Consider the following 25,890-nt stretch of genomic DNA (forward strand, 5'->3'; position numbering starts at 1 on the left):
AAATAGTGTGTTTTTATTTCACAAATAATTAGATGGTAATCCTAATTTAATTAAGTTTCACCGCATTACAAAACTTAAATGAGTTTTTCAAAGTCATAAGTAAATGCTTAAATAAAAAACTCCCGAATAAATTTATATCCGGGAGTTTTTTTTATACTTTATAGTTACCTGCTTATTTCGACAAGTACATTGATTTTTCTTTGTACAAATGACGGAAATAAGGGTCTTCCAAATCTTTGATAAAACGAATTGCTTCACCAGTAGATTTCATTTCAGGCCCAAGTTCCTTATTCACTTCTGGGAATTTATCAAATGAAAACACCGGCTCCTTAATGGCATAACCATTCAACTTTTCCTTAATGGTAAAGTCTTTTAGCTTATTAGCCCCCAACATCACCTTTGCTGCTATGTTTATGTAAGGTACATCATACGCTTTAGCAATGAACGGAACCGTACGTGAAGCACGAGGGTTAGCCTCAATTACATAAACGTTCTCATCTTTTACTGCAAACTGGATGTTAAGCAATCCACGCACATTTAATGCTTTCGCTAACTTAACAGTGTACTCAACCATTTTACTCTTCACATTCTCAGACAAACTAAATGGAGGCAACACTGCACTTGAATCGCCTGAGTGGATCCCTGCCGGTTCAATATGTTCCATTAAACCTACAATGTGAACGTCATCACCATCACAAATAGAATCAGATTCTGATTCTTCGGCACGATCAAGGAAATGGTCAATCAGGATTTTGTTATCAGGCATATGGCGCAACAATTTCACAACTGCACGCTCCAGCTCTTCATCGTTTATAACGATTTCCATACCTTGGCCTCCTAAAACGTAGCTAGGACGAACCAATACAGGATAACCCACCTCATTTGCCACTTTAATAGCCTCATCTGCCGAGTGAGCCACACCATATTTAGGGTAAGGAATATCCAGATCTTTTAAAAGATCAGAGAAACGACCTCTATCTTCAGCAACATCCATATCAGGGAATGAAGTACCGATGATTTTGATATTGTTTTTGTGCAACAGCTCTGCCATTTTCAAAGCCGTTTGTCCGCCCAATTGAACAATTACACCTTCAGGTTTTTCAAGGTCGATAATTTCACGGACGTGCTCCCAGAAAACAGGCTCAAAGTATAATTTATCTGCCATGTTAAAGTCGGTAGACACCGTTTCTGGGTTACAGTTCACCATAATTGATTCATAACCTGCTTCTTTAGCAGCCAATAAACCGTGAACACATGAGTAGTCGAACTCAATACCTTGACCAATGCGGTTAGGACCTGAACCTAATACAATGATCTTTTTCTTATCAGAAGGAATCGACTCATTTTCGCCCTCATAAGTTGAATAATAATAAGGTGTTTGAGCAGGGAATTCAGCCGCACAGGTATCTACCATTTTGTAAACCCTATTAATGCCTAATTCTTTACGCTTGTAATAAATATCGTCCTCTTCAACTCCTAACAAATACGCTAACTGTAAGTCAGAATAGCCTTTTTGCTTAGCGTTAATTAGTAAGTCTTTCGGAATATTAGCAAGTGAATAACGCTTAACTTCAAGCTCTAGATGCACCAATTCTTGAATTTGCATCAAGAACCAACGATCAATTTTAGTAGCCTTTTGAACAGAAGAAACCGGAACTCCTAATGCAAGTGCATCTTTTACATGGAATAAACGATCCCAACTTGGACGCTCAAGGCTTTGCATGATTTTATCAAGATCCTTCAATTGTTTTCCATCAGCACCTAAACCATTGCGGCTAATTTCCAACGACTGACATGCTTTTTGTAAAGCTTCGTTAAAGCTACGGCCAATACCCATTACCTCTCCTACCGATTTCATCTGCAAGCCCAATTCTTTATTGGCTCCTTTAAATTTCTGGAAGTTCCAGCGAGGAATTTTTACAATAACGTAATCAAGAGTTGGCTCAAAGTAGGCCGATGTGGTTTTGGTAATCTGATTTTCGATTTCATCCAAGTTATAACCAATCGCCAACTTAGCTGCAATCTTAGCAATTGGATAACCGGTTGCTTTAGAAGCCAGCGCTGATGAGCGAGACACACGTGGGTTAATCTCAATAGCAATGATTGATTCATCATCAGGATTAACCGAAAACTGCACGTTACATCCTCCGGCAAAGTTTCCGATAGCGCGCATCATTTTGATCGCTTGATTACGCATTTCTTGGTAACAACGATCAGAAAGGGTCATCGCAGGAGCAACCGTAATTGAGTCGCCGGTATGGATACCCATTGGGTCGAAGTTTTCGATAGAACAAATGATAATCACATTATCATTGTTATCACGAAGTAACTCTAACTCATATTCCTTCCAACCTAAAACCGCTTTCTCCACTAACACTTCGTGTGTAGGCGAAGCTTGCAAACCACGGTTTAAGGCCGCATCAAACTCTTCTTTTCTGTGAACAAAACCTCCACCTGATCCGCCAAGGGTATATGATGGGCGAATTACTAATGGGAACCCAATTTCTTGAGCCGCCTCTTTACCCTCAAGGAAGGAGTTAGCAATTTTTGAAGGGGCAACACCCACTCCAATATCAATCATTAATTGACGGAACTCTTCACGGTTTTCAGTCTTTTCAATCGCGGCAACATCCACCCCGATAACTTTAACACCATACTTTGCCCATATTCCACGCTCTTCTGATTCTTTGGCAAGATTCAGAGCCGTTTGGCCTCCCATGGTTGGCAACACGGCATCAATTTTACGCTCTTGTAAAATTTGTTCAATACTTTCACAATTAAGCGGTAACAGGTACACATGATCAGCAATTACCTTATCAGTCATGATGGTAGCAGGATTCGAATTTATGATCGAAACTTCAATACCTTCTTCTTTTAATGATAATGCTGCTTGGGAGCCTGAATAATCGAATTCGCATGCCTGGCCGATAATGATTGGACCAGAACCGATGATGAGGACAGATTTAATACTTTCGTTTCTTGGCATCTCTTGAAGGGAGTCTAAAAATTGTGCAAAGGTATCATTTTTCGGAAATAATATAATGATATTTTTTATTTCTTTTATTTTACGCCTTAAAACCTAACAAAAAGCTAAAGTTCAATTGCTTATAAAACAGAGAGAGCTGCAACAGCATTCGACTGAAACAGCTCTTCTCGCCTGAAATTAACCGGGTTCTGGGTTTGATATTTTTTATATATGACTAATCCTATCAGAAAACTAATCCTATTAGAATCTATCTATTATTGAACAAGTTTAATTTCTCCAAGATCTACCATTTTATTTTCAGGAACAGTTACTTCAACCTGAACATCTTTTAATGGCTCGATGGCATCCACAATTACTTTATAATTACCAGGTTTCACATTTTGAAACTCAAAGGCACCACCATTAACCGGCGCACGTAAAGAGTCGGCTCCCATTATTGCCCAAACTGTTGCTGCACCTTCTGAAGGAACAATTTTACCTTTAATACCTGCATGGTCTATAGCTTTAAATGCAAAAAGTCCTGCCGATATTCCTGTTAGCATTACAATTCCAAACAATACATTTCTCATGATTTTTTTAGATTTTAATGTTTAACATTTATTAATTGTCAGGTAAATATTATCCATCGCTTTCCATTGTTGGTATAATTAGTTAGTATCCAAATTGAATGCCTTTATTAAAAAAGAAGCCTGAAAATTTGCTCACAACCACCAAGAGCGTTATTGTCTCTATTTCAAGAACATAAAACAAATTGAAACTGGGGAAAATATGCATCTATTTGGATAATTAATTCCATAGTTCTTTTAAAAAAAGATCGTTTATAATGCACGCAGACAATTATTTTGCCTTGCTTGGCCAGTAAACTTTTAATCTAAAATTATTTTTATGACTCATCCGTTACAGGTAATATTTTATTCTTATTTATTTTCTTTTCTATTTTTAAAGAAACAATACTAATCATGAACCTTTACAGAATCCCCACCAATTTAATACTTGCAGGATGCTTATCGGCCATTGCGCTCAGTTGCAAGCATTCTAACGATTTAAAAGTAGACCTGGTAAAAACCAACATTGACACAACAATAAATCCAGGTAAAGATTTTTTCCTGTATGCAAATGGCAATTGGATAAAAAATAACCCTATTCCGGCAGCATATAGCCGCTGGGGAATTGGTAATTTGGTAAATGATGAGATTTATGAAAAGCTGAAAAAGATTAATGAAGATGCAGCCAAGGAAAAGGCCGCCGTAAACAGCAACTCTCAAAAAATCGGAGATTTCTGGACTGCAGGTATGGACACCGTTGCCATAGAAAAGCAAGGAATCACCCCTATTAAAGCTGACCTGAACCGAATAAATGCCATTAGCGACATTAAGGGTATTCTGAATGAAATTGCTTATCAACATACCATTGGCAACAGTCCGCTGTTCAGCATGTATGTATATCAGGATATGAAGAATAGTGAGGAGATGGCACTTTACCTTAACCAAGGCGGCATTGGACTTCCCGACAGAGACTATTACTTTAATACCGATAGTCGTACCAAAGCAATAAGAGATGATTACAAAGGACAGCACTTAATCAAAATGTTTAAACTGTCGGACCTTGATGAGACAAATTCAAAATCAGCGGCAGAAGGAACTTATAAATTGGAAGAAAACTTGGCAAAAGCCTCTCGTAAACTGGAGGCCTTACGTGACCCGTATGCTAACTATAACAAAATGTCAGTTGTTGATCTGAATAAACTAACTCCAAGTATTAATTGGATTGACTTATTCAGCAAAATGAAAATCAAGAAGGTGGATTCTGTCATTGTGGGTCAGCCTGAATTTTTCAAACAAGTTGAACAAAGTTTAAAAACTGCTTCACTAAATGATTGGAAGAATTATTTACGCTGGAATTATTTCAGCTCATGTGCATCTTACCTCAATAAAGCTATTGATAATGAAAACTTCCGCTTTTATGGCACTGTATTAACCGGAAAAAAAGAACAGCGTCCACGCTGGAAGCGCGTTCTTACTTCGGAAGAATCGGTAATGGGCGAGGTTTTGGGACAGTTGTACGTAAAAGAATTTTATTCACCAAAAACCAAAAAACGCTATGAAAATTTAGTTGAAGCAATTCGTGACGCTTATAAAGAGCGCATCAAAAAACTGGATTGGATGAGTGAAAATACCAAGAAGAAAGCATTGGAAAAGCTTGCAACAATGACCAAGAAAGTCGGGTATCCTGATAAATGGAAAGATTTTTCAGCCTTAAAAATAGACCGTAGCTCATATGTTGAAAACATGAAACGTGGAGCTGCTTTTTGGTATGACTATAATATTAACAAGCTGGGTAAACCGGTTGACCGGACCGAATGGGAAATGACTCCTCAAACTTACAATGCTTACTACAACCCCTCAAATAATGAAATCGTTCTTCCTGCTGGCATTTTCTTAATTCCAGGGTGGAATGATGAAGATATTGATGATGCAGTTGTTTACGGTTATGCTGCTGCATCTACCATTGGGCACGAAATCACCCATGGGTTTGATGACCAGGGCAGCCAGTTTGACGCTAAAGGAAACCTTAAAAAATGGTGGACTCCAGAAGATGAAACCAAGTTTAAAGGGCGTTGCAAAATGATTATAAAGCAATTTAATGAATATAAAGTGCTTGATAGCATGCATGTAAACGGAGACGCTACACAAGGAGAAAATATAGCCGATCTGGGTGGCATTTTATTAGGATGGGATGCATTTGTAAAAACAGAACAATACAAGAAAGGAGAGAAAATCAATGGATTAACTCCGGCTCAACGCTATTTCCTCGGTTATGCACTTGGCTGGCTCGGACATCAACGTGATGAAAATCTGGCTAACCAAATTATGACCGATGTTCATTCTCCGGCTAACCTTCGGGTAAACGGTCCTTTTGCTAATATTCCTGCATTTTATGAAGCATTTGGAATAAAACAAGGCGACCCAATGTGGCGACCCGATAGTTTGCGTGTAAAGATTTGGTAGTATTGAAGAATGAAAGCCAGAAGGTACTAATTTCATACTTCTGGCTTTTCTTCAATTATTTCCTTATTCTCATACTCTCCTACTTTTGATCATTATGAACAATTACCTTTGGGCATGATGCAGCTCAAAACTCACAATCCTCCATCAACTATTAAGAAATTTGCAATTATTGGCCCCGAATCAACAGGAAAGTCAACAATGGCTCAGTATTTAGCCACCTACTTTAATACCGTTTGGGTACCCGAATACGCAAGGGAATATTGTGAAGGATTAGATAGAGATTGTACAATGGAGGATGAAATCAATATGTTTTATGGCCAGCTGGCACTCGAAGAAAAATTAATCCCACAAGCAAACAATCTCCTAATTTGTGATGTTACTGTCCTAACAGTTAAGATTTGGTGTGATGAAGTTTTTGGATTCACTCCTGATTTTGTTGTTGAGGAGATCAAAAACAGACACTATGACCACTATCTACTAATGGACATCGACAACCCATGGGAAGAAGATCCTCTGCGTAATTTTCCGGAAAAACGGGAATTCTTCTTTGAGGTTTACAAAAAAGAACTCGAAGCAATCAAGGCCACCTATACAATAATTAAGGGGCAGGGGCAACAACGTTTTGACAATGGAGTCAATGCCATTCTTGCCTTCAGTCAGGTTTTTTAAAAATACGTCACTATAAAACTACAATTCAGTATGAAAGAACAATTTGAAATGCTTAGAAAAACAAGAAAAAGCTTACTTGACCTTATTGGAGACTTAACGATTGAACAATTAAACGAAGTTCCTGCAGGCTTTAATAATAACATCGCTTGGAACCTTAGTCACCTTGTTGCGGCACAACAGGGTGTTTGTTATTTGCGTTCAAACAATAAAATGATTATTGACGAAAGCTACTTTTCCAGCTATAAGCCGGGATCGAAACCTGAAGGAATTATCAGTGCGGATGAAATCGAAAAAACAAGAGATCTTCTTTTAGGCACAATTGATCAGTTTGAAGCAGATTATAACAATCAGCTGCTTTCTAATTATACCCCCTGGACAACGCGTTATGGCACCGAACTACGTACTATTGAAGATGCCACCACTTTTTTACTTTATCACGAAGGGCTTCATTTAGGTTATATTATGGCACTGAAGAGACTCGTAGCCATAAAAGAAAATGTATAGCAGCAACTTTGAAGGATAAAGACTGAAGGATAGAAATTCTTAAAAAGTTTATTCCTAACTCTACAAAACAAAACAGAAAAGGGCATCTCGGCTACAATATATTTCTAAGCCTGATGCCCTTTTCCATTCGAATTAGAAGTTCTTACTTTCCTTGCAAAACTGTTTCAACAGGAATATCCACTCCAACCCATTTCTTAAGGGCCGCGTAAACCAATTCCTTTTGATCATTCGACAGATGCTTTATCCGAACAGCATGCGAACCATTTTCAACTACCATCTTCAAATTATCCTTTTTACCATTCAGGTTAATTTGAGTTGCACCCCATGGATCTAGCTCCCCATAAACAAATAGCATTCTATCTTCTCCTCCTTTTGCAATAAATTTCTTCAGCTTGTTAATATATCCTAAATCAAACGACGGTTGAGTGTTTTTGGGAACAAAAACATTAAGAGGATATGAGCTTTGCTTTAATTTACCTTTAAACGAATCTGTTTTATAATCATAATAACCAAACTCATGAAAAAACATATAATAAGCAGGTCCAGTCTTTTCGATTTCAGCATTGGTGAAATAGCTCCCACCAACAAGGCCCTCTAAATAACCAGCCACCTTCTCCGGAGCATCTCCTGCATCAGGAATATCATCAACTTTATGCCCCCATTGCCAGAAAGAGAATGGATATTCTAAAACCTCATAATCGAATACCGTTTCTGCATCGAAAGGCTTTAGTTCTATCTTTTTCTCGGCCCAAAGTTTTTCAAAATAAGGCAAAAGCTCCTTTTTTCTGTCCAACAATACCTGCTGAAACGCCCTTAATTTATCCCTTGTTTCCTGAGTTCCAACAGTTGAAAAATGCTTTTCGATACGAGGATCAATCAGCTCCAAATTAATTGGTGCAACGTAAGCAATGGTTGCATTAACATCATTAGGATAAAAGACACGGTATGCGGTACTCATTTGTCCACCTTTACTTATTCCGGTAGCTATCCATTTACCTGTAAAAACAGGTCTCAGCAATTCTCTTATTCGGTGATAGTCATTCACCGCTTGTTCCACGGTTAAAGTTGTCCAATCGGGATTTGCTGGGGTTGATTTACTAAAGTAACGATGCTCTACAAAAACCATATTACCGTTGAGCAACTTTGCCGGTTCATTTTGAAAGTTGGGATTCTCAGCCCGGTCACCAGCATAGCCTTCAGTTTCTATAACTGTAGGAGCATTAGCATCTCTAAACCCTAAAAATACACGTTGTTTGAATTTTGCCCCTTTGGGCTTTTTAAAATCAATAGGTTGCTCAATATTGAGGATGAAATATTCCTTGAAAAGCTTACTCCCATTTACAACTTGGACTTCAACCCCCGGAATCTGCTTCAACTTTTCATACACCCCTTGTTCCTGGGCATAACCTAATTGAGCCCAAACTGAGATAAACAGGATTACCCCCCCTATAACTCGTCTAATCATATGGCTAAAAATTTAATACTCATCAAATCTAAAATAATAAGGTTATCCCTGTAGATGTTTTTCTATTTCAAACCAATACGATTTTGACCTTAATGCCCGATTATTACACCATCAATACATCATTAAGCATCTGTTTACAATGATACTGATTGAATTTGCACCCTTGTTATTTCGTTCATTCTCAAATTAACTTTAATTTTGCCCTATTCTTAAGGGGTGCCTTAGTAGTTTGATCATTTTAAGAACTAACAGGCTGAGATTATACCCATCGATGCAGAGATTACTCAAAAATCGGGCATTGAGCACCTGATACGGATAATGCCGGCGTAGGGAGGTAGAGTTACAGAAGTATACCCTTTACTTCTGCAGTGTTTAACAAAACAGATCAATTTAAAATGAAGAAAGTTTTACTAATGGCCATTGTAGCCATGGTAACGCCATTATTGGCAATTGCTCAATTTCAGTTGAGTGGGAAAGTAACTGACAAACAATCAAACCAGTTATTAGCAGGTGCAAGTGTTGCGCTTAAAGGAACCCAAATTGGCACACAAACAACGGCTGCCGGAACTTTTCAATTCAAAAAGGTAAAAAACGGAAAATATTTACTTCAAATTTCATTCGTAGGTTACCAAACGATTGACCAACCAATAGACTTAACTAATGACCAAACTATTGACATAAAACTTGAGAGAAGAAATATAGTTACAGAGGAGGTAGTAGTCCGTTCGACACGAGCTACAGCAAATACAGGCACAACGTTTAAAAACATTTCTAAGCAAGACCTTGAGAAGCAAAATTTAGGTCAAGATTTACCCTTCCTTTTAAATCAAACTCCTGCAGTAGTGGTAACATCTGATGCAGGTAATGGCATTGGCTACACCGGCATCCGGATTAGGGGAAGTGATGCTTCTCGTACCAACATCACCATTAATGGAATCCCTTTAAATGACGCTGAGTCACAAGGGACATTCCTGGTTAATTTACCGGATTTCGCCTCATCGGTTGAAAATATTCAGATTCAACGAGGAATAGGAACATCTACAAACGGAGTTGGGGCATTTGGAGCCAGCATCAACATACAAACCAATACCTTAAATGAAAAACCTTATGCCGAAGTGGCTAGTTCGGGCGGTTCATTCGGCTCGGTGAAAAATACGTTAAAATTGGGCACTGGTTTAATTGGCAAATTTGCAGTTGATGGCCGCTTGTCTATGATAAACTCTAATGGTTTTATTGACCGCGGATCATCAAATCTTCGTTCATTTTTTCTTTCAGGTGGATACTACGGCAATAAAAGCTTGCTAAAACTTAACGTGATTTCTGGTAAAGAAAAAACCTATCAGGCTTGGAATGGTATACCAGAAGCAAAGCTTTTTGGCGACCAAAACTTATTACAAGAACATTATGACCGAAATACCGGTTACGACGGAGCAATGTATAACACTAAAGAAGATTCACTGAATTTGTTCCAATCAAACCCTAGAACCTATAATTATTTTACTTACGATAATCAAACAGATAATTACCGTCAGGACCATTACCAGGCGTTCTATACACATGCAATAAGTGACAATTTGAATCTGAACTTAGGTCTACATTACACACATGGAGAAGGTTATTACGAAGAATATAAATACAATGCTACTCTTGCTGATTATGGGTTAAACAATGTTGTTATCGGAGGAGAAACCATTACCAATTCAAACCTAATCCGCCAGAAATGGCTAAACAACGATTTCTATGGAACCGTTTTCTCGCTGGAGTATATTCCAGTGAATAAACTTGCTTTAACCTTCGGAGGTGCTTATAATCGATACAGAGGCAATCATTACGGCAAAGTAATTTGGGCAGAGTACGCGTCAAACAGCAATCCTGACAACCGATATTATGATAACGATGCAGCCAAAAACGACTTTAACATTTATAGCAAAGCAAATTACAGAATCTACAATCAGTTAAATGCATTCTTAGATTTGCAATACCGCCGTATAAATTATTCATTTTTAGGTTATGACCAGGAATTAAACAATGTTCAGCAAAATGCAATATTAAATTTCTTTAATCCGAAAGTTGGCTTTAATTATCAGTTTGATGATTATAACAATGCTTATATCTCCTACGCCCATACAGGCAAGGAGCCTTCAAGAGATGAGTACATCAAATCTACTCCAACAAGTAGACCTAAAGCCGAAAAACTAAGCAACATTGAACTGGGTTACCGCAATCAAACTTCAGCACGCAACTTGGGTCTGATTTTCTATTACATGAAATACAGGGATCAGCTTATTCTAACCGGACAAATTAATGATGTAGGAGAGGCTATAAGAGTGAACACCCCTGATAGTTACCGCGCTGGAGTGGAATTCGATGGCAGCTTTAAGCTTACCAACTTCTTAACCTGGAATTTGAATGCTGCTTTGAGCACCAATAAGGTTAAAAACTTTACAGAGTATGTTACTAATTATGACACTGAAGAAATAGATGAAATTTATTATAAAAGAACCGACATCGCCTATTCTCCTGACTTCATTGCAGGAACCCAATTTAACTTCATTCCGTTTAAAAATTTCAACGTTGGACTGTCCGGAAAATACGTGAGCAAACAATACCTTGATAATACCTCAAGTTCGAATCGTTCTCTTGGCTCTTTCTTTGTAACTGACTTATTATTAAGCTATAATTTACAATTCAAAGGAATCAAGAATCTCGCCTTTACTTTAATGGCAAATAATCTATTTAATGCAAAGTATGAGGCCAATGGATATACCTGGGGCTATATTTCAGGAGGAAAGCAAATTATAGAAAACTTTTATTTCCCTCAATCAGGCACTAATGTACTAGTGGGAATCAACCTTAAGTTTTAATATTTTAAAAGGAGGCCTGCATTCCCTTGCAGCCTCCTTTTAAACATTAACTCCTTGTAAAAAAACCAACAAGTATTGGTTAAGCATTTGGCCACTAAAGGTTTTTTACTAAATTGGATGCTCATAACTCTAAAATTTGCTCGATTATGTTCAGAACTATTGATGATTTTGTTACTGCCTGGAACCTGGAAGTTGAAATTACTGAAACCTTGTTTCGCCAAATTACAGACCAAGCCTTAAATCAGAAATCCTATGACGATGGCAGAGCCATGAACCAATTGGTATGGCACATTGCAGCCAGTGTTCCCGAAATATTAAATCGGGCAGGCATGGAACTCAACGAGCTTGATGGTGACGCTGAAGCCCCTACAAGAGCCGATGAACTTAGAATTGCTTATTCGAAAACTGCAGAACAAGCCGTTAAACAAGTAAGCGGAAAATGGCTGGATTCTGATCTTGAATCTGTAGTGGGAATGTACGGAGAGCAGTGGACCAAAGGAAAGGTACTCACCGTTCTATTACTACATCAAACACATCATCGCGGACAGCTAACTGTACTTATGCGTCAGGCAGGACTAATTGTTACTGGAGTTTATGGCCCGGCAAAAGAAGAATGGTCATTAATGGGATTGACAGCCGCAAAATAACCTATAGATGAAAAAACACATAGAAAAGTTTCATTACCTAACTCTTGACATGGACCATTTCAGCCACATACAGCAAGTTGAGATGGCCTGCCAGGCAGGAGCTAAATGGATTCAATACAGAACTAAGAACAAACGCTCAACCGAAGAATGGATTGCAGAAGCTCGACAGATTGCCAATATCTGCGATGATTGGGGTACTTCCCTAATAGTTTGCTCAAATGTAGACGTTGTAGAAATTGTTGAAGATACTCAAGGAATACATATTGAGATGGCAGATATTTCTGTTGCTGAAGCTAGAGAGATTCTGGGCGACACCAAAATTATTGGAGGTTCGGCCCATAACTTTGAGCAAGTAAAAGCTATTTATCACTCTGGAGCTGACTATGTTGGCCTTGGCCCGTATAAGCCAACCTCAACCATAAAGTATAATACAGATTATTTATCATTAGATGACTATCGTTCAATCATTGAACAAATGAACGAGGAAGGGATTGACCTGCCTGTAATTGCAGCAGGAGGTATAAAACCTGAGCATGTTGAGGATTTGATGAAAACCGGCATACATGGTGTAGCGGTTTGTTCAGCGATTAATCAAGCAGAAGATCCAGCCGAAGTGTATAAAGAGATTTACAATAAACTTTATTAAAAATAGCAAGTGGCCGGAGCGTTACATTAAGTAATTAGCATTAACGTCCGACCACTTATCTACTTAATCCATATTCTCATTCATCCATTCCACTATCTTTTTTCGGGTATCATCCAAACTGGCTCCACCCCAAACATGTCCTTCATTTGGATAACTTACCAATTCATTCTTTATTCCAAAGCTGTTTAATCGCTGCTGCAAGCTAATACTCTGTATTGGAAGAACAATCACATCTTTTGCCCCCACGAACAACATTGTGGGCGCTGATTGAGATGTGGCCTTCCAATATGGGCTAGTATTCCTCCAAAGATCAGGGTCATTGGAATATGACACACCAAGAAAATATTGTATGGTCGCAATTGCCTGATTGTTACCTGAGCCAGCAGCCTGCACAAAATCAGTTGGGGCCGATAAAGCGGCTACAGCTTTAACATTTTTAAACTCATCATAAGCATAGGCGTATAATAAAGCTAAATGCCCCCCGGCACTGCTACCTACCAAGGCAATATTATCCGATACCACAAATTGATCACTATTTACAAGTACATGATCAATAGCCATCCGGATATCATCCATCTGTACCGGAAATTTATCATCGCTAGCCTTTGCCAAACGATAATTCATATTTACAACGGCAATCCCCTGATCAACAAAATACTTTAATATCTCGGTATACTGACTCTTATCTTCATCTCGCCAACTGCCCCCATGTAAAAACACCATCACCTTAGTTTGCACATTGCGGCCCTTGGGCAAATGGATATCATACTTTTGCTCTGCAGCATTACCGTAAACCACATCAATAAACTGAGTCGCTTCTCGACCCGATGTCTCAGGAGGTTCAATTAGATCTTTTTTACAAGCGCTAAGACATGCAGAAAACATTAAAAGCAGCAAAAACCTATTTATTATTCTCATTTACCCAAAATTAAAGCTTCTGACTAATGCAAGTACATATCCATCCATTTAATAAAGTTTTCGCGTGTATTAGCCAAATCATTTCCCATCCAAACATGACCAGCATTGTATTTAATCAATTTAGCTGGAACTTTTAGACTTTCTAAGCGTTCATCCAACTTCTCACTTTGACTAAAAGGTACTATTTTATCAATCGTACCATGAAAGAGTATCGTTGGAACCGAAGTAGAAGTAGCCATCCAATAAGGACTGGCTGTTGCCCACAAAGTAGAATCTTGAGTAAACTTTTTACCCAAAAAGTTTACAATAGGACTTATATAGGTTTTATTGGCTGAGCGGCCTGCTGCTACCAAATCTGATACCGGCGCTAAAGCGGCTACAGCTTTTATTTTGCCGGTGGTATTAAAATTATAACTGTACAATAAAGCCAAATGCGCTCCTGCGCTATGCCCTGCCAAGCCAATACTATTCATAGGAATTCCCCATTCATTCGCCATCTTTTCCAACATATGAATAGCTGAAGTAATGTCATCCATCTGTGCCGGAAACTTATTCTTATCTTTGTCGGCCAATCGGTAATTCATATTCACAATAACAAAACCGCGTTGGGCAAACAATCGGAGAGCTGGGGTATAATCTGATTTATCCCCCTTTTTCCAGGAGCCTCCATGTAGAAAGATTATTACCTTCGTTTTTTCAGTGCGTTCAACTGGCATAAGCAAATCAAATGTTTGTGAAGGATCGGTTCCATACTTCAAATTCTTAAGAATTTGCAAAGGCATTTCCGTATACGTCTCGTTACGACTTATACTGCTGCAAGCGCTCAGGACCGACAACAAAAAAGCAATAATAGGGAGAGGTAAGGATGTTTTCATACAGAGCGGATTTAGATAAATAATTTACAAAAAATGCTCCATATTTGCCTGGTTTTGGAGAAGATTTTCTAATAAAAAAATCCAAATAAAACACTTTAGAAGGGCCTTTTTATTCATTTAATCAAAATTGTATTTGGGATTTATGTCATCACATCATATAGTCAGAGAGAAGCAGGAGCCAGCATTAATTATTTACAGCAACGAAGGCTTTAATGAAGAGTATTTAGGACAACTATTGGAATGGAGTCCAACGGTTTTTGTGTATGAAGAAGAGCATGACTATCTGTTATCTACTGGCATTAAAATAGATGTTTTGTTTACCCGTAATGATAAAAATATACCTGAAATTCAAGAACTCACCCGAATAATTGAACTTAATCCTTATTCCATAGAAACTGCTCTCGAACTTCTTATTGAAGAAGAGTATCCATCGGTAAATATTATTGGTCCGGCAACTTTACTACCTCAGCTTGCAAATTACATTGATAAGATAGATTTGGTTTTGTTTGATCATCAACTCAAAATTTTTCCAGTGAAAACTCATCTTGATAAGTGGTATGCTTCGGGCGAAACAATTACAATCATAAATTTTAACTCTGAAAATGACTTCTCCATTAGAGGAGCCAAAGCCCTTAACAATATAACATTTACAACTATAACCAACGGTATTGTGACAATCACAACATCTAAATCCCCTATTTTTGTAGCTGAACAAATAGCATAAGACCACTAATGAAACTTATTTTCAAAATTGCCTCAACAACTGATATTCCTGAAATAATTTCTATTGCAGACCGTACCTGGAAGCAAACGTACAGAGGCATTATATCTGATGCTCAAATCGAGTTCATGTATAGCAATAATTATACTGCCGAGGCTATTGCCAATCAAATAAATGACGGACATATATATGCTTTAGCCTTTGAAGGAGATATTGCATTAGGCTTTGCCTCATACTCGCAACCAGCGCAGGATATTGTTAGAATTCATAAATTATATGTATTGCCCGATACTCAAGGAAAAGGTGTAGGTAGATTTCTGATTGACTCAGTTAGTGAACAAGCCAAAACATTAGGAGCATCAATTTTAGAATTAAACGTAAACCGATATAATAAGGCTAAAGTATTTTATGAAAAAATCGGCTTTGAAATAAGCCAGGAAGTTGATATTCCGTATGGAGATTTTGTACTAAACGATTATGTAATGCGCAGACCAATCGTTTAATTGCCTTTTGTGGTCTTCTTATTTTTGTTCAAATCAAAATTAAATTTTACAGCTACCCCTACCGATTGCAGCTTAACTTGAGAATACCCTACACCATCTAATGGAACCTTTACAAAAGGTTGAATTCCAATTGAGGTAGTTGGACTAATTTTACGATCGTATTGCAATTGAAAATTTGCCACACTAAACCAGTGTTTGTTTTGGTTATTTACCTCATAATACTTAGGATCTGAGGGTGATGAATAAGCGTAATTAAATTTATATTCTTCTCTCAACATAATGTACGATGACAAACCTGCTCCCAGGGTTATCCTATTCTTGTTCTTATCCAACACTTTATAATGAAGGTTTAACGGAATATCCAATACACGACAATCAGCATCGATAGATTGAGGTGAGTAATTAAATGATAATGGATTAGAGGGCTTGTAATTTTCGAACCCTGTTGAATACACCATTTTAGCATAAACAGCTCCTGTACTCACACTCCATCGCTTACTTAAACTCATGGAAACCCCAATTCCAAAATCTCCACCGAAACTTGCGTCTTTAAATGAATTGACTCCATTTAATGCAGGGGCTGCTCCAACCGAGAATGTAAAACGTCCAAAATCACTGGTTTTCTTAGCATCTTTAAAACTGCTCTGAGCAATCGAAGAAATACTATTACTTTGCATTTCGTTACCCAAACTCATTTCTGGCTTTTTACTTTTTCCAGTATCTACCAATGCGGTTTTATTGCTTATCGAAGTTATGTTTGTAAGCTCGTTTATTTTCGAGCTATCAGTTTTCAATAAGAAAAGTTCATTTGTGCCAAGCTTAACTTGTTGCGAATTGGATACATTAAGCTCCTTATCCTCTTTCGTTGTATTTGATGCAGTGCCTCTACTAATCTGTCCTTTTCCAGGTATATTCGAACTGGCACTTTTCCCATCACCTACCTTTTGTTGTTTTACAATACGTGGTTCCTGAAAATTATCAGGGGTAAAAAGTTTAAACAAGCCAAGTATCAAAAGCAATGAAGCAGCAATCCCCCCTGCAACGCCAAGCCAAAGCATTGTTCTTTTATTACGATCATGCTTATCCAACCGTTTCTCAAGCAGGTACCATTGCTGTTCATTGAAAACAGCAGGAGTATCTGGCTCAAGCCCTTGCTTCAATAATTCGTCTACAGACTTTTTTTCTTTCATCTGGTTATCTTATCTCATCTTATTTATGATCTATTCAATGATCCATATTTTGTGAATAATCTGCATTTACTGTAGTTCCATTTACATCCTCATTATATTGCAATATCATTTTTTGCAATTTCATCCGAGCCTTAAACAAATTAGACTTTGAGGTCCCCGCCGAAATATGTAATAATGCCGCAATTTCTTCATGAGAATACCCATCAATTACAAAGAGGTTAAATGCTGCACGATAAGCTGCTGGCAATTGCTGAATCAGCATCAACAATTCCTCATAAGCCAGTTTCCCTTCTATCATCGGCGCTTCCTCTGCCATTGCAGCTTGTTCGTAATCATCCTCCAGGACTCGTTTAATATTTACCCTGATATAATCAATTGAAGAATGCTGCATAATAGTTCTTAACCATGCCTTAAATGGTCGAGACTGATCATATTTTTTTATATTGATAAATACCTTGTAAAAACCTTCATTAATTATTTCGTCTGCCTCGTATTTATTGCCCGCATAACGCAAACATATGCTCATAGCAAAGCCATAGAATGTTTCATAAAGCATCCGTTGACTCTGCCGGTTGTTATTCACACAGCCATTAATTAAAACCTTCAACTGCTGATCAGTCATGCAATACTATTTGCCTCTTTAAGCTTTATCAATACCTGCCTTCATTTATCATTAGTATATTATTTATCCCTTTTAAGGGTGAAGGTTCTTGAAATATTAAATCCCCAACGGAATTGTCCACTGGTCCATGAAGAACTGGTACTTGGCACAAATTGCGACTCCAGAATTGCCGTCGAGTTGGTAAAACTTAGATTGAATACATGTCCCCCGGTTTCAATTTCAAGTCCAACTCCCAATGCATTATAAAAGGTAAAATCATTTTCATTCTTATAGTAGTCTTTACTTTCTGAACTCCTGAAGGAATGAGTATAATCTGCTACAATAGCCATTCGCTTTGTAAACTTAAACCTACCTGCAACTCCTAAAGCAAACATATTATTCATATCCATGAACGAGACATAATTTCTGCGGATATATGTTGGTAGTAGTGCCAGAGAAAAATTTGAGTTAAACTTTCGGGAAATTATTGCTTGTGTCGTAAAGCTTAGTCGATCTCCAAATTTTTGAAAATCAGCATCAGAAGTTGCCAGATCAAGCGGCTCCATACCACAAATTATCGTATTGCCGTATAACGTCACTGAAACTGGCATGCGATTATCAGTTGTTTGTTGCAGCAAACGATATTTTAAGCTCAGATTATACAGTTCTTTCTGAAATGTGTTTACACCATTAGGAGCACCTTTTGCCCGTCCTGCACCAATTGTAAACCGGTCAGTAATACCATATTTAAACGAAATGTAGATGTCTGTTGAATTATCCAAGCCATAGAAATTATGCACCCCTCCATTGGCCCCGGCAATATCACCGAATCGGTGAGCAATGTCGACTAAAAGATCGTGTTTATGGAGCGTTTCATTTGACTGACAGTTAATAATCAGCCCCGATTTAAAAGTGGCTATAACGGGGAAATTTTTGCCTGAAATTGAATCACTGGCAAAAGCAGTATCAGCCTTCTGAGCCATCGCACCTAAACTTTTTAAACACATCAATACTAGTATTAAAGTTACGGCTTTCGGTTTATTTGTTATGATTTGCATTATCTATATCTATATCTATATTTTCTTCGGATTAGGATTTTCGTACATCACTTTTATGGTAACATCTACAACTTCTGCAATATTTTTTAGGACCAGCGTTGGTATTTTTATTTTATGATCTTTCAGTTTAACCGGGAACGTCGATGATCCTGAAACAACTCCATCCTTCACTGAGATTACCCCATTAACCAGATAATTTTGTTTTACTCCATGAATCAACAAATCACCTTGCACCTTTACATTGTACTCTCCGTCTGTTAAAAAATTAACCCGATCAATAATTTTACCCTTAAATTCAGCGTATGGATATTTCTCGCTCTCCATATAGTTCTCATTAAAGTGTTCCTGCATCATTCCCTTTCTGAATTTAAAAGTTCTGATTTCGATCTTAAAATATAAAGTATTTTGGGCTGTATCCAATATTGAATATCCAGACTTACTTTCAGCTTTAATATCTTCCAATGGAGCCGATGAGAAAAAGCTCATGACGACATTCCGGCTTATGAGTTGCTTTTGTGCTTTTGTGGAACCGGCAAAAAAAAGCAATAAAAGCAATATCAATTTAACTTTCTTCATCTTGTTTTTAGTTTTCAGGAGCGCAGTTTTTTAACCATACATTAAGCGAATCTCTTATTGACTTTGGCAAAGGAGCTTTCCCTTGTGGCATATCTGCATTATTCTGAATAACCCTGAAATAGAACCTATCGGTTGCAAAGTGTTTAAGTCCTGCGTAGGTAGTAAAATTACCTGTTCCCAATGAATTCCCACCTTTGTGGCAAGTCCTTGTACAATGCAGGGCAACGATATTTTTAACATAATTCTGATACGTAACCTTTTGATCGGGAAACTGAGGAACACAATCAGTATTGTCCGTGGGAGGTTCTACTTCAGGAGCCATTCTAGTGCATGCTTCCAGCAGAAATAATATACCCAACACCCAAGAAATAGTATTTTGCATCTGACAGCTTTACTAATTATTATTAATAACCTGGATTTGGGTTTGGTGATGGGCCACTACTTGATTTGGTTAGTGTAGCAAACACTTCTCCTCCGGGGAAATTCACACTGTGAATTTGAACATAAATACGACCTGCGATCAAATCTACGACCTGTTGAGATGTAAATGTTGCTTTTCCAGAATAACTACCGGTTACTCCGGTACTAAACCCTGTAATCGGAATAATGATCGGACCGTTATCATGGAAGTGCATATCAACCACATTGCTGGTTAAATTGCTCCAGCTTACTGTGTAGGTCAACTCATTATTTGTCGGATTAAATGACCCAGACACATTACCGGTTGCAGTAGTAACCACTGAGCCATTTGACTTAGCGAATGTTCCCGCGTACTGAACGTTCCCGTTCCCGGGTTCAGGATTATCACTGCTACTACATGCATTCAGAATTAAGACAGCACTCGTAAAAAGTATAAAAGCAAATACCCCTGACCTGCTTTTAAAATTGTATGCTAGCTTTTTCATGAAAATTAGTTTTTAAGATGATAAACTTAATTGACATTATAGTTACGAATGCTATTTCATTTGGGTTGCCTGAGTTGTAATGTTTTTATTCCATAATAATAAAGCAGGGCCGAACGATATCTCGTCCGGCCCTGCTTTATTATCGGTTGCTTTTTACCTGTTTACTTGTGCCCTTCTTAAATTCTTTGGACTGCTCGGATCATCTTTATAATTAGAAATTCGCACAGGTGTGAATTTCCCTTTTACAAGATCATCAGTAGTATATGCAATGGCCTTAATTGTTTCAACCATATTTTCCAACTCAATTGTATTCATATCATCTCGAACTGAATTGAAATAACGATCAATATCAATTTGAATAGTTGAAAATGTATGAGCAGGCACCCCCATCATACCTAATGCTGTGTTGCCTGCTTGATAAAACAATGTTTTATCCTTGTATGGATCAGCTTTAAACTTGAACTTAATATGGTTGGCAGCTTCGGTCAAATGACTCCCTAAATCACTTTTATCATAGCCGGTAATAAATGCTGAGCGAGGTCCAAATTTCGACATCTTCCCAATCGCATCCACATTAATAACGGCGACAACCTGATTTGCGTCAATATTCTTAGCAAAGAATTTTGAACTTGCAGCATTATTAGTTTCAGCTCCGTAATTAACAAATAACAAGGTCCGCTCATTATCTCCTTTCTCCTTAAAGTACTTAGCCAATGCCAACACCGCAGTAACACCAGAGGCATTTTCATCAGCACCGTTGGCTATAGAATCGCCTTTGTTAGGTGCAATTGTTCCAACGTTATCATAATGTGCAGAGAAAATTACGTATTCGTCTTTTTTGCTCGTACCTGGTATCATCCCAATAATATTACTCAACGGAACATGATTAACATTGGACTTAATAGAGATATCATATTTCGGCAATTCCTTTTGGTTTGTTAGAATAAACACATACGATGCCTTTGCCAACGCAGCGGTGTCACTTTCAAATCGGTCTCCTCTAAACCTTGCCTTGTAATTATTAAAGAAGAACCCGAGCTGTTCGTCTACCAAAATAATGGCATCTTTTTTTGAGCTTTCTATTTCCTTTAAACGTTTTAAAATATCATCCTTGGCCCCCAAGTATTCAATCTTAGTTTTTTCTGGATCTGTATTTTGCCAATGTACATCTGCTTTGTCTGAAACGTAGATAACTTTTTTATTATCAATTATGGAGTCGCCTACTTTCACAGTACCTTTTAATGATTGCACCCTAACAGAAGAAAAACCTTGCCGGAAGCCCTTTATACTGGGCAGTTTTAAAGGTTCAAGACCGATTTGTTTATATTCTTTTTCAATAAAATTTGCAGCTATTTCAGCTCCTCGATTGAACAACCCACGCCCAAGCATGGAGTCAGCTGCAAGGGTAGAAATAATTTGGTGTACCTCCCCTTCCTTAATATTTATTGAGTTGGTAATTTTTTTATAGGCAGTGTCAACTTTTTGAGCAAATGCAATATTGGCTGTTAAAAGTGCTAAGAGTATGAAAATGTTTCGCTTCATTTATTTTTTAAGTCTGGTCTGTATAAAATTCTTTATTGTTAGCTATTTTTTTCTCTTTCCAACTTTCGATTTCAACCAATCCGGTAGCAGTTTCAGCATTCGATCGTTCTTCTGCAAGTCTGGCCTGCTTTGTTATCTCCTGTTCAATTAAATTGTCTTGTAGCTGATTACGAGCCTGTATAGATTTCTCTGCATCTTTCAACAACTCATTCATCTTAACAGCTTCAACAGCATAGATATCTTCGTCATAGGGTCCTTTTGCTGTCAGCAATTTAACTATTACAGGCAAACATTCAAACGCTACAAACAGCAAACTGATAAATAAGACGGCTGTAGCTGTTGATCCGTCGTCTTTACCATTTCTCAGCACCGAAATCTGTGCCAAAGCCCTGTTACGATCTGCAAAACCTGCAAGGTTTGCCAAACTGTCTAAGGCTTTTTCGTCCAAAATCACCTGTCTGTTAAGCCCATCTGCCTCTTTTCGGGCTGAAATCAGGCTATCAAGGTTTAGCCCTTCAGCTCTTAAAAATGATAAACGTTTTTCCTTTTCAATAATTACACTTTCCTTCATTTTTGCATAAGGTCCATATCCCATTTTTCCCGAAGTTTGGTTGGTGCGATCTCCAAAAATCTCTTGGTTGAGAACAAAACGCAATTGCTTTATTTCCTTATCCAAACTGTCAGCTTCCTTTTGTAAGGCTGACCGTTTGTTAAGCTCAATGGTATATTTTTTTGCAAAACTTAGGTTGATGGTATCAATTTTAGACTTTTGATCAGAAAGATAATTCTCTTTCAGTTTTGAGCGAATTTCTTTATCAAAAATTTTCAACTCAAGGGGTCGTGCAATAACCACAGCCACCAAAATGGCAAGGATTAATCGTGGTAAAGCCTGAAATAATTGTTTAAAGGCCGAACCATGTTTACTGATGCTGGAAACAATATACCTGTCGAGGTTGAAAATTGCCAATCCCCATAATAACCCGAAAACAATAGCAAAAACAACAGCCATCGAATTGCCGGAAAACACAAACCATAATGCATAACCGCCTGAAAGAGCCGCAAAGACCGCCGTAAAAAAAACCGTAGCTCCAATGCTAAAGTATTTGTTGTATTCTGTAGCATGTTTCTTCAGAACGGATTGATTTGCTCCTGAGCAGAACCAGAAAAAGCTTTGTATTTTTTTCATTTGTTATACATGGTTGTGGGTAATACAAAGCTCATTGTTTTTCAGGAGATTTTCTGAAATATTTTTGTTGCAGAAAGAGAAAACGACTGAGCGAAGAGCCAGTCGTTTTCATCATCTGATAAGAAATCATAGTCAATCAGGGTCATTAACTCTACACAAAAATGACTTCTAAATTAACTACGCAATTGACTTCTAATTAAGGAAACTCGTCCAAGCAAAGATCACATATAAGGTACCTCCAACAAACCATAATGCTGTAATCGCAAAGGCAAATCCATTATGTCCGTAATTATACCACTCGCGAATAATCAAGCCTGGAAGCATAACCAAATAGGCAATAAATACATTCCATTTGTATTGCGGGAACAATCCTAACGCAAGGAACATAATGGCTAATGCTGCACAAATAATTAAGATAATCCATGCAGCGCGGTTGAACTGACGGTCGTTGTGAGTATCAAAGAAAAAGGTTTTCATAGAAAATAAATTTAATTAATATCCTTATTTTCAATTATTTATAAATTTACCAAAACCAAACGGAAAGGCCAAGAGAGGAAACCAAACGTCATAGCATTAACATTTTAGTAATTTTTATTTTTTTTACTTGCGATTTTCAGAATTAAATGTGAATATTTGCAAAAATTTATAACTAATTTAGTTTACTGTTTATTAAATAGATAAACAGAAAGTCCGAACCAAGAACTTTATCATAAAAGATTTAGCCTTAACAACGATTTTCTGTTAGCTAAAAAACTGATTCAAACAAATGAAAAAACACTTTTTATCATACGTAACCGATATGATAAACGCTTCGAAAGAAGTGGTTTTTTCTACGCTTATGAGCGTAGTTTTTGTTCACCCAACCCCGGTTGCATACTTCCCGCGACGCTGATGCGTCCATTTTAATCTAGAACATCTACGCGATGTTCATAACTCACCCAAATTTTTCTGAGCATTTAACATTAACTAAATACTAAAAGCTGATTATTGTATTCGCTTCATTTGATTTAGTTGTTTTTTGTAATCATTTCATTTTAGAAGAAGTGGAACTTTCTGATTTCGATATTATTGTTGCCTCAGCGCAACACGTTTCATATGCCGAGCAAATTGTTGAGGAGATGGCCGAATCGGCTAAAGCCAGAGGAACTGGTATTGCCAAGCGTTCTCCAAATTACGTTGCCGATAAGATGTGCGAAGGCAAATCTGTAATTGCCTTACACAAAGATGGAACTTGGGCCGGTTTCTGCTACATTGAAACTTGGAGCCATGGCCAGTTTGTGGCTAACTCGGGTTTGATCGTAAACCCTATTTTTAGAAAAGTGGGCCTGGCAAAGGCTATTAAGTACAAAATATTTGAACTTTCTCGCCAAAAATACCCGGATGCTAAAATTTTCGGATTAACAACAGGATTGGCCGTTATGAAAATTAATTCGGAACTAGGGTATGAACCGGTAACTTATTCCGAGCTCACCACCGACGAAGAGTTTTGGAAGGGTTGTCAAAGCTGTATAAATCATGATATTTTAATGAGCAAAGGCCGTAAAAACTGCCTATGCACGGCTATGTTGTATGATCCGACAGAGAAAACTAAAGAAGAGAAACCCGAAGAACCTACAGAGCATCTTGAAAAAGTAACGCATAAAGCCAAACTTTTTGAGCGCATTGAGCGCAAATTAGGCTCATTCAAGCTTTTTCAAGCCTTCTTTTTAAATCGATTTTAATACACTCAGTTGCTGAGCAATTATAATGAACACTATTAGTAACATACAAAGGGTAAAAGGTCACGGAAAATGTCTTCCTGATCACTAACACCTGTAATTTTATATTCTAAAGCAAAAATGAAAAAAGTAGTTTTGGCATTCAGCGGCGGCTTAGATACCTCATATTGCGCCGTGTACCTTTCAAAGGTAAAAAACATGGAAGTGCATGCCGTTACGGTTGATACCGGCGGTTTCAGTAAAGAAGAATTAGTTCAAATCGAGCAACGAGCCCTCGCCCTGGGCGCCAAAAGTTACCGATGCATTAACGAAATAGACAACTATTACGAAAGTTGCATCAAATACCTCATCTTCGGCAATATTCTTAAAAACAATACTTACCCATTATCTGTCAGCGCTGAGCGTATTGCCCAGGCTATGGCCATAGCCAGCTATGCAAAAGAAATTGGAGCTGATGCAATTGCACATGGTTCTACCGGCGCAGGTAATGACCAGGTACGTTTTGACATGGTATTTCAAATCATGACTCCGGAGGTGGAAATTATTACCCCTATCCGTGACATGAAACTCTCACGAGAGGCAGAAATCGAATTCCTTGCTGGACACGGAATTGTGTACAGCGCTGAAAAGGCAAAATACTCTATCAATAAAGGTATTTGGGGAACTTCTGTAGGTGGTGCCGAAACATTGACCTCACATGGCTTCTTACCTGAAAGTGCATGGCCAACTCAAGTAACCAAGTCAGAACCTGAAAATATTACACTTCATTTCGAACAGGGTGAATTAAAAGGCATTAATGAAGATAAATTTGAGAAACCTTCTGATGCTATTTTAGCATTAACTGCCATTGCTGCTCCGTTTGGAATTGGTCGCGATATTCACGTAGGTGATACCATTATTGGCATCAAAGGCCGTGTGGGATTTGAAGCCCCGGCTCCCCTGATCATCATAAAAGCCCACCATACACTCGAAAAACATGTGCTTACAAAATGGCAACTATACTGGAAAGACCAATTGGCGATGTTCTATGGCAACTGGCTACACGAAGGACAATTGCTTGATCCAACTATGCGTGACATAGAAGCCTTTTTACAAAGCACTCAAAAATTTGTCAGCGGAAAGGTGTTTGTTTCATTAAAACCTTACCAGTTCATGGTTACCGGAATTGAATCTGACCATGATTTGATGAGCGCCAAATTTGGCAGCTATGGTGAAATGAACAACGCCTGGACTGGTGAAGACGTAAAAGGCTTTACCAAAATATTTGGCAACCAGGTAAGTATTTATCATAAAGTGAATAACTTATAA

At 37.8% G+C, this 25,890-nt stretch carries 24 protein-coding genes; 10 read left to right on the forward strand and 14 right to left on the reverse strand.

All coding sequences use genetic code 11. The annotated features are described in order from the left end of the window. Window positions 1–172: 172 nt before the first annotated feature. On the reverse strand, window positions 173–2,986 hold the full coding sequence (carB, locus tag L2B55_RS00160) for a carbamoyl-phosphate synthase large subunit (RefSeq protein ID WP_237848079.1): 2,814 nt from the start codon (window positions 2,984–2,986) through the stop codon (window positions 173–175). Between the two features lie 254 nt (window positions 2,987–3,240). Beyond that, complete coding sequence (locus L2B55_RS00165) at window positions 3,241–3,555, reverse strand: carboxypeptidase-like regulatory domain-containing protein (RefSeq protein ID WP_237848081.1); 315 nt, start codon at window positions 3,553–3,555, stop codon at window positions 3,241–3,243. Window positions 3,556–3,945: 390 nt separating this feature from the next. Between L2B55_RS00165 and L2B55_RS00170 the strand changes: the two genes are divergently transcribed. From L2B55_RS00170 to L2B55_RS00180, 3 genes are all read left to right on the forward strand, one after another. After that, window positions 3,946–5,994, forward strand: coding sequence for a M13 family metallopeptidase (locus L2B55_RS00170; protein WP_237848083.1), 2,049 nt, complete (start codon window positions 3,946–3,948; stop codon window positions 5,992–5,994). 114 nt (window positions 5,995–6,108) lie between these two features. After that, on the forward strand, window positions 6,109–6,663 hold the full coding sequence (locus L2B55_RS00175) for an AAA family ATPase (RefSeq protein WP_237848085.1): 555 nt from the start codon (window positions 6,109–6,111) through the stop codon (window positions 6,661–6,663). A 30-nt stretch (window positions 6,664–6,693) separates the two neighbouring features. Further along, on the forward strand, window positions 6,694–7,167 hold the full coding sequence (locus tag L2B55_RS00180; RefSeq protein WP_237848087.1) for a DinB family protein: 474 nt from the start codon (window positions 6,694–6,696) through the stop codon (window positions 7,165–7,167). Window positions 7,168–7,309: 142 nt separating this feature from the next. Here the strand turns inward: L2B55_RS00180 and L2B55_RS00185 are convergent, their stop codons facing one another. Then, window positions 7,310–8,632 carry a S28 family serine protease gene (locus L2B55_RS00185; RefSeq protein ID WP_237848089.1) on the reverse strand — a complete coding sequence of 441 codons (1,323 nt, stop codon included), beginning with the start codon at window positions 8,630–8,632 and terminating at the stop codon, window positions 7,310–7,312. A gap of 395 nt (window positions 8,633–9,027) precedes the next feature. Between L2B55_RS00185 and L2B55_RS00190 the strand changes: the two genes are divergently transcribed. The 3 genes from L2B55_RS00190 to thiE all read left to right on the forward strand — a co-directional run bounded on the left by L2B55_RS00190 (window position 9,028) and on the right by thiE (window position 12,789). Next, the gene (locus L2B55_RS00190; RefSeq protein ID WP_237848091.1) at window positions 9,028–11,496 is read left to right on the forward strand and encodes a TonB-dependent receptor; all 2,469 of its coding nucleotides are present in this window, start codon (window positions 9,028–9,030) and stop codon (window positions 11,494–11,496) included. A 146-nt stretch (window positions 11,497–11,642) separates the two neighbouring features. Beyond that, window positions 11,643–12,143: a DinB family protein gene (locus L2B55_RS00195; protein ID WP_237848093.1), complete on the forward strand. Its 501-nt coding sequence runs from the start codon at window positions 11,643–11,645 to the stop codon at window positions 12,141–12,143. 7 nt (window positions 12,144–12,150) lie between these two features. Then, entirely contained in the window at window positions 12,151–12,789 is a 639-nt protein-coding gene (thiE, locus tag L2B55_RS00200) for a thiamine phosphate synthase (RefSeq protein ID WP_237848096.1), read from the forward strand. 63 nt (window positions 12,790–12,852) lie between these two features. On the opposite strand, the gene L2B55_RS00205 is transcribed toward thiE, so the two are convergent. Both L2B55_RS00205 and L2B55_RS00210 read right to left on the reverse strand, forming a co-directional pair. Next, entirely contained in the window at window positions 12,853–13,707 is an 855-nt protein-coding gene (locus L2B55_RS00205; protein ID WP_237848098.1) for an alpha/beta hydrolase, read from the reverse strand. A 23-nt stretch (window positions 13,708–13,730) separates the two neighbouring features. Continuing rightward, the gene (locus L2B55_RS00210; protein WP_237848100.1) at window positions 13,731–14,582 is read right to left on the reverse strand and encodes an alpha/beta hydrolase; all 852 of its coding nucleotides are present in this window, start codon (window positions 14,580–14,582) and stop codon (window positions 13,731–13,733) included. A 142-nt stretch (window positions 14,583–14,724) separates the two neighbouring features. On the opposite strand from L2B55_RS00210, the gene L2B55_RS00215 reads away from it, so the two are divergent. Next, window positions 14,725–15,306 (forward strand): thiamine pyrophosphokinase, encoded by a 582-nt coding sequence (locus tag L2B55_RS00215; protein ID WP_237848101.1) that lies wholly within the window; start codon window positions 14,725–14,727, stop codon window positions 15,304–15,306. 8 nt (window positions 15,307–15,314) lie between these two features. Next, window positions 15,315–15,806 (forward strand): GNAT family N-acetyltransferase, encoded by a 492-nt coding sequence (locus tag L2B55_RS00220; protein WP_237848104.1) that lies wholly within the window; start codon window positions 15,315–15,317, stop codon window positions 15,804–15,806. Here the strand turns inward: L2B55_RS00220 and L2B55_RS00225 are convergent. The 9 genes from L2B55_RS00225 to L2B55_RS00265 form a co-directional block, all read right to left on the reverse strand. Further along, window positions 15,803–16,996: a porin family protein gene (locus L2B55_RS00225; protein ID WP_237848106.1), complete on the reverse strand. Its 1,194-nt coding sequence runs from the start codon at window positions 16,994–16,996 to the stop codon at window positions 15,803–15,805. The genes L2B55_RS00220 and L2B55_RS00225 overlap by 4 nt on opposite strands. A gap of 34 nt (window positions 16,997–17,030) precedes the next feature. Further along, window positions 17,031–17,618 carry an RNA polymerase sigma factor gene (locus L2B55_RS00230; RefSeq protein WP_237848109.1) on the reverse strand — a complete coding sequence of 196 codons (588 nt, stop codon included), beginning with the start codon at window positions 17,616–17,618 and terminating at the stop codon, window positions 17,031–17,033. A gap of 59 nt (window positions 17,619–17,677) precedes the next feature. Further along, on the reverse strand, window positions 17,678–18,655 hold the full coding sequence (locus tag L2B55_RS00235; RefSeq protein ID WP_237848111.1) for a DUF5777 family beta-barrel protein: 978 nt from the start codon (window positions 18,653–18,655) through the stop codon (window positions 17,678–17,680). A gap of 15 nt (window positions 18,656–18,670) precedes the next feature. Further along, a complete protein-coding gene (locus tag L2B55_RS00240; protein ID WP_237848113.1) occupies window positions 18,671–19,231 on the reverse strand; it encodes a YceI family protein in 561 nt (186 codons plus the stop codon). A 7-nt stretch (window positions 19,232–19,238) separates the two neighbouring features. After that, a complete protein-coding gene (locus L2B55_RS00245; RefSeq protein WP_237848115.1) occupies window positions 19,239–19,613 on the reverse strand; it encodes a hypothetical protein in 375 nt (124 codons plus the stop codon). Between the two features lie 22 nt (window positions 19,614–19,635). Next, window positions 19,636–20,136: a CHRD domain-containing protein gene (locus L2B55_RS00250; protein ID WP_237848117.1), complete on the reverse strand. Its 501-nt coding sequence runs from the start codon at window positions 20,134–20,136 to the stop codon at window positions 19,636–19,638. 153 nt (window positions 20,137–20,289) lie between these two features. Next, window positions 20,290–21,678, reverse strand: a complete 1,389-nt coding sequence (locus tag L2B55_RS00255) for a M28 family metallopeptidase (protein ID WP_237848119.1) — start codon at window positions 21,676–21,678, stop codon at window positions 20,290–20,292. 7 nt (window positions 21,679–21,685) lie between these two features. Continuing rightward, window positions 21,686–22,864 carry a DUF4407 domain-containing protein gene (locus L2B55_RS00260; protein ID WP_237848121.1) on the reverse strand — a complete coding sequence of 393 codons (1,179 nt, stop codon included), beginning with the start codon at window positions 22,862–22,864 and terminating at the stop codon, window positions 21,686–21,688. Between the two features lie 192 nt (window positions 22,865–23,056). Beyond that, entirely contained in the window at window positions 23,057–23,341 is a 285-nt protein-coding gene (locus L2B55_RS00265) for a hypothetical protein (protein WP_237848123.1), read from the reverse strand. Window positions 23,342–23,907: 566 nt separating this feature from the next. On the opposite strand from L2B55_RS00265, the gene L2B55_RS00270 reads away from it, so the two are divergent. Both L2B55_RS00270 and L2B55_RS00275 read left to right on the forward strand, forming a co-directional pair. Beyond that, the gene (locus L2B55_RS00270; protein ID WP_237848125.1) at window positions 23,908–24,585 is read left to right on the forward strand and encodes a GNAT family N-acetyltransferase; all 678 of its coding nucleotides are present in this window, start codon (window positions 23,908–23,910) and stop codon (window positions 24,583–24,585) included. A gap of 117 nt (window positions 24,586–24,702) precedes the next feature. Next, on the forward strand, window positions 24,703–25,890 hold the full coding sequence (locus L2B55_RS00275; protein ID WP_237848143.1) for an argininosuccinate synthase: 1,188 nt from the start codon (window positions 24,703–24,705) through the stop codon (window positions 25,888–25,890).

This window comes from Solitalea lacus (genome assembly GCF_022014595.1).
Classification (GTDB): domain Bacteria; phylum Bacteroidota; class Bacteroidia; order Sphingobacteriales; family Sphingobacteriaceae; genus Solitalea; species Solitalea lacus.